Genomic DNA, 4,461 nt, shown 5'->3' on the forward strand with positions numbered 1-4,461 from the left:
ATGAACAGTCTTTTAACGCTGGCAAAGGACTTAGAGCAGAAATCGAAAGCGCAGCAGCAGAGTACCGGCGAGATGCTGAAAGCCGCATTCAGCGAGCACGAGAAGTCTGTCAGAGCGGAACTGAGCGAAAGCGAGAAGAGAATCAGCGCCGCCATCCTCGACCACGACCGGAAGCTGTCCTCAGCCATGAGCCAGCGCACGAAAGGCATGGTGCGTATGGTCAGCCAGACGTGGCTGACCATCGTCCTGGTGTCTGCACTGCTGACAGCATCGGGCGCAAGCATTCTGTGGTGGCAGGGGCAGCAGATACTCGACAATTACACGACCATCCGGGAGCAGAAGCGCACGCAGGCCATGCTGTCCGAGAGGAACAGCGGCGTGCAGCTCTCGACCTGCGGAGAGCAGAGACGCCGCTGCGTGAGGGTGAACCCGGAAGCGGGACGGTTCGGAGAGGATTCGAGCTGGATGATACTGGCGGGGAAATAGCACATGACGGAGCTGGAAAAACAGTTGCTGAGCGCATTAGAGCAGCTACAGCAGGACTACTCGAAAAGGCTGGACGAGTGGGAGAACGCCTTCGCGGAATGGCGGACGATGTCTGGTCTTATGCAACGGGAGAACGCGGCGCTGAGCGAGCGCGTCACGGGCTTGAGCAGGCAGGTGCAGAGTTTGAGCGATCAGCTGCGCCGGTTGTCGAAAGGCTGAACTCGATTGAAGCTCACAGGCAGCAGGAGCGGGCGGCGCAGCATCAGAAAACGCTGGAGCTGGAACGATCGCAGCGGCAGAAAGGTTTTGAGCTTGGAATGTAGTTAATCAATGAAAAGGGATGCGTTATGAAGTGTTTCTGGGCTTGCTCAGTCTCAGTAGTTTTGGTTATGTCATTTACAGTCGCTTCTGCGGAGAACATTACATACACAAAACCGTCAGCCGGGAGGGACTTATATCTTACCTGTAAAGGTTATCAGGTGAAGGGGGCGTCTGTAATTAACGTCGAGAAACCTTCTTACCTTGAAGGTACAGGTGAGCAGGTTGAGTTTGCAATCATTTCTCTCGGTGATGCATCTGATGGACTCAAGGTTTTTTTTGATTCATGGGGTTTTTCTTCTTTTGGATTGATTGAAAGTCATGTGATGCATGAGCACTGGTCTTTAGTTCATGTTGGGGGGCGTGTTTCAGTCAAGGGTGAAAAGATTGATTATTCATTTGTAGATAACCAGCCACAGGAGGGTGGGAGCTATAAACCCAAAACAGGTGTGTTCCTGTATGGCTGCATTAACTCTGATAAAAGGCCATCTTGGGTCGAAAAAATCTACACAAGAACAGGCGTGTTTCGAGGGGGCATAGAAGACTAAAATACTGCGTACAGCATGAAAATTCATTGAACAGAGTGTTAGTTCATTTTCGTGCATGGCTATGCATACACGCAAAACTTATCAGCGCGATTCCGGGCGGTTTTCGGTGAGAAGACGGGCTCTTTTGTGGCTCAGGACGGAAAAACGCCCTGTGCGCGTCTGAGCGGTGCGCGCAAGAGATGTTATGGTAAATCAATTAATGGGTATCCCCATCGTTCGGCTAGTGTGTTTATTGCGTTATAAAGTTCAGGTATCCCGCCATTGCTGGTGAAGTAGGTGATAAAATACATAAATGGTCTGCCGTCATTGCTGTGCTGATATGCAGATGCTGAAGTTGAGTGAAGTTCCCATTGCTGGCTGGAACTGCTCTTGTCATATAAGGCCGTTAACACACACTGTGGATCTAAACCACCATTCTCATTTTCTGACCAGGCCACTACTTTGTAAACGTGAGCACCGGACTCAAAAGATGCGAAAAAATATAATCCCGGTTCAGCTGGTAGGATCTTCATTAGCTAGCTTCCTTTTGTTTATTCTGTCTGAGAGGCAATAACTACCTAATTCCCCGTGGTGGGTATAAAAAATCACGGGGAGGTTAATAACCTAAACGTTTTAGTTCTGCTGCTAAACGCTTAAGACTCTCATCTAAATACTCGTGATTCTCTTTTAGCTCGTTTTTCATTAAATCAATGTGACGAGATAACTCAGGATTGCCTCCTGAACGACTGACCGGAAAGTCGTCGCTGGAAGATAAGCGGCCATGTTTACTGTAATCCATTGCTATGCAGATAAGCGTTGCCAAGTCGATAACACGATGAAGAGGTAATTCTTCTGATTGCCGTGACCACTTTTCTCCGGTGTTGCGCCACACTTTTGCTGATAGCTCGGTATACCCGGGGGTGTTCCATTGAGCAATTCCAACGGAAAGCCCCATAGCATCAGTGTCATCAGCATAAGGTCCATCAATTCGATCATAGTTTTCTACAGCGATAATCGGTTTGTGTTTCAGATGAGTAGGGATGTTCATATCATTCTCTTTTATGTGAATTTAGGTTGTTAATTAATAAAATAACAAAACAACTTATTTTACTAATTAGTAAGTGTAACATTTTGTGAATTGATGGATTTGAAGTTGTTGGCGTGGATCTTCTTGAGATCATTTATGGCTGAGCGTAATCTCTTGCTCTGAAAACGAAAAAACCACCTGGGGAGGTGGTTTGATCGAAGGTTAGGTCAGTTGGGGAACTGCTTAACCAGGTAACTGTCTTGTGCGAGACGAGTCACCAAAACTGTCCTTCCAGTGTAGCCGTTCTCAGGCTCCCACTTCAAGAACTCCAGATAAATCTCTCGCACATCTCAGTTACCAGTGGCTGCTGCCAGTGGCGCTTTTGCATGTCTTTCCGGGTTGGACTCAAGACGATAGTTACCGGACAAGGCGCAGCAGTCGGACTGAACGGGGGGTTCGTGCATACAGTCCATCCTGGAGCGAACTGCCTACCCGGAACTGAGTGTCAGGCGTGGAATGAGACAAACGCGGCCATAACAGCGGAATGACACCGGTAAACCGAAGGGCAGGAATGCGGGGGAGCACGAGGGAGCCATCAGGGGGAAACGCCTGGTATCTCTAAGCCGCATCGGGTTTCGCCACCACTGATTTGAGCGTCTGATTTTGTGATGCTCGGCAGGGGGGCGGAGCCTATGGAAAAACGGCAACGCCGCATCCTTTTTCAGCCCTTCCTGATTTCCGCTTAGTCTCTTTATCCAGCCATTCGTGAGCTGGCAACGCCCGCCGCAGTCTCACGGCAGGAGCGCAGCGACCGAGTGAGCGAGGAGGCGTCATTTCACCGGGATCTGCATTTCGCACTTACACACCGGTGCTGCATTTCCCGGTACCACATGAAGCACTTTCGTAAACCATTACTGCGTTGTAACATTTTAAGCCAGTATACACTCCGCTAGCGCTACGTGACTGGTTCAGGGCTGCGCCCCGAAACCTGCTAAAACCACTGACGCGCCTGCGGCTTGTCCAACACCGCGCCGACCGGGAAAAGATTTCCCGCCCGTCCCGGCGTTATCAGGAGGCCGGATTGGCAGACAAACGCAGCAAAATGCTCACGATGTGGGTGACCGAAGATGAGCACCGCCGTCTGCTGGAGCGCTGCGACGGTAAACAGCTTGCAGCCTGGATGCGCCAGACGTGCCTGGACGAGAAACCCGCCCGCGCCGGCAAGCTTCCCTCGCTCTCGCCGGCGCTGCTTCGTCAGCTTGCCGGCATGGGGAACAACCTCAACCAGATTGCCCGGCAGGTTAACGCCGGTGGTGGCAGCGGGCACGACCGCGTGCAGGTCGTCGCCGCGCTGATGGCCATAGATGCCGGACTCGAGCGGCTGCGGCATGCCGTGCTGGAAAAGGGTGCAGACGATGATCGTTAAGTTTCACCCGCGAGGGCGCGGCGGTGGCGCCGGTCCGGTGGATTATCTGCTGGGGAAAGACCGACAGCGCGACGGCGCCACCGTTCTGCAGGGGAAGCCGGAAGAAGTCAGGGAGCTTATCGACGCCTCGCCCTACGCAAAAAAGTACACATCCGGCGTCCTGTCCTTTGCCGAAAAGGATTTACCGCCCGGGCAGCGCGAAAAGCTGATGGCGAGCTTTGAACGTGTTCTGATGCCCGGACTCGATAAAGACCAGTACAGCGTGCTGTGGGTTGAGCACCAGGATAAGGGGCGGCTGGAGCTGAACTTCCTGATCCCGAACACGGAGCTGCTGACCGGCAAGCGTCTCCAGCCGTATTACGACCGCGCCGACCGTCCGCGCATTGATGCCTGGCAGACCATCGTGAACGGCAGGCTGGGGCTGCATGACCCGAACGCGCCTGAAAACCGGCGGGCGCTGGTCACGCCGTCCGCGCTGCCGGAAACGAAGCAGGAAGCCGCTCAGGCAATTACACGGGGTTTACTGGCCTTAGCCTCGTCCGGGGAGCTGAAAACCCGCCAGGACGTCACTGAGGCGCTGGAAAGCGCAGGTTTTGAGGTGGTACGCACCACAAAAAGCAGCATCAGCATTGCCGACCCGGACGGGGGGCGAAACATCCGACTGAAGGGAGCCATCT

Annotated in this window: 7 protein-coding genes and 1 pseudogene; 5 read left to right on the forward strand and 3 right to left on the reverse strand. The window is 52.9% G+C overall.

The window, feature by feature from the left end:
* The 3 genes from LBF07_RS24555 to LBF07_RS24565 all read left to right on the forward strand — a co-directional run bounded on the left by LBF07_RS24555 (nucleotide 1) and on the right by LBF07_RS24565 (nucleotide 1,352).
* Nucleotides 1-486, forward strand: coding sequence for an MbeB family mobilization protein (locus LBF07_RS24555; RefSeq protein WP_023139312.1), 486 nt, complete (start codon nucleotides 1-3; stop codon nucleotides 484-486).
* 3 nt (nucleotides 487-489) lie between these two features.
* Nucleotides 490-705: an MbeD family mobilization/exclusion protein gene (locus LBF07_RS24560; RefSeq protein WP_058671277.1), complete on the forward strand. Its 216-nt coding sequence runs from the start codon at nucleotides 490-492 to the stop codon at nucleotides 703-705.
* A 170-nt stretch (nucleotides 706-875) separates the two neighbouring features.
* Complete coding sequence (locus LBF07_RS24565) at nucleotides 876-1,352, forward strand: hypothetical protein (protein ID WP_224435168.1); 477 nt, start codon at nucleotides 876-878, stop codon at nucleotides 1,350-1,352.
* Between the two features lie 182 nt (nucleotides 1,353-1,534).
* Here the strand turns inward: LBF07_RS24565 and LBF07_RS24570 are convergent, their stop codons facing one another.
* The 3 genes from LBF07_RS24570 to LBF07_RS24580 form a co-directional block, all read right to left on the reverse strand.
* Nucleotides 1,535-1,864, reverse strand: coding sequence for a hypothetical protein (locus tag LBF07_RS24570; RefSeq protein ID WP_052909321.1), 330 nt, complete (start codon nucleotides 1,862-1,864; stop codon nucleotides 1,535-1,537).
* A gap of 83 nt (nucleotides 1,865-1,947) precedes the next feature.
* Nucleotides 1,948-2,379, reverse strand: coding sequence for a DUF6530 family protein (locus tag LBF07_RS24575; RefSeq protein ID WP_053274236.1), 432 nt, complete (start codon nucleotides 2,377-2,379; stop codon nucleotides 1,948-1,950).
* A 329-nt stretch (nucleotides 2,380-2,708) separates the two neighbouring features.
* Nucleotides 2,709-2,822 (reverse strand): hypothetical protein, encoded by a 114-nt coding sequence (locus LBF07_RS24580; RefSeq protein ID WP_032634168.1) that lies wholly within the window; start codon nucleotides 2,820-2,822, stop codon nucleotides 2,709-2,711.
* A gap of 638 nt (nucleotides 2,823-3,460) precedes the next feature.
* Between LBF07_RS24580 and LBF07_RS24585 the strand changes: the two genes are divergently transcribed.
* Both LBF07_RS24585 and LBF07_RS24805 read left to right on the forward strand, forming a co-directional pair.
* Nucleotides 3,461-3,784, forward strand: a complete 324-nt coding sequence (locus LBF07_RS24585) for a MobC family plasmid mobilization relaxosome protein (protein WP_001347450.1) — start codon at nucleotides 3,461-3,463, stop codon at nucleotides 3,782-3,784.
* Nucleotides 3,785-3,992: 208 nt separating this feature from the next.
* Nucleotides 3,993-4,358 (forward strand): annotated as a pseudogene (locus LBF07_RS24805) (relaxase/mobilization nuclease domain-containing protein); the annotation flags it as partial.
* Between the last annotated feature and the right edge of the window lie 103 nt (nucleotides 4,359-4,461).

Origin of the sequence: Enterobacter cloacae complex sp. ECL352 (genome assembly GCF_020149545.1) — a bacterium.
Lineage (GTDB): Bacteria > Pseudomonadota > Gammaproteobacteria > Enterobacterales > Enterobacteriaceae > Enterobacter > Enterobacter asburiae_B.

Coding starts and splice junctions, on each gene's coding strand:
- LBF07_RS24555 (WP_023139312.1), top strand. CDS start 1: ATGAACAGTCTTTTAACGCTGGCAAAGGACTTAGAGCAGAAATCGAAA.
- LBF07_RS24560 (WP_058671277.1), top strand. CDS start 490: ATGACGGAGCTGGAAAAACAGTTGCTGAGCGCATTAGAGCAGCTACAG.
- LBF07_RS24565 (WP_224435168.1), top strand. CDS start 876: ATGTCATTTACAGTCGCTTCTGCGGAGAACATTACATACACAAAACCG.
- LBF07_RS24570 (WP_052909321.1), bottom strand. CDS start 1,864: ATGAAGATCCTACCAGCTGAACCGGGATTATATTTTTTCGCATCTTTT.
- LBF07_RS24575 (WP_053274236.1), bottom strand. CDS start 2,379: ATGAACATCCCTACTCATCTGAAACACAAACCGATTATCGCTGTAGAA.
- LBF07_RS24580 (WP_032634168.1), bottom strand. CDS start 2,822: ATGCACGAACCCCCCGTTCAGTCCGACTGCTGCGCCTTGTCCGGTAAC.
- LBF07_RS24585 (WP_001347450.1), top strand. CDS start 3,461: ATGCTCACGATGTGGGTGACCGAAGATGAGCACCGCCGTCTGCTGGAG.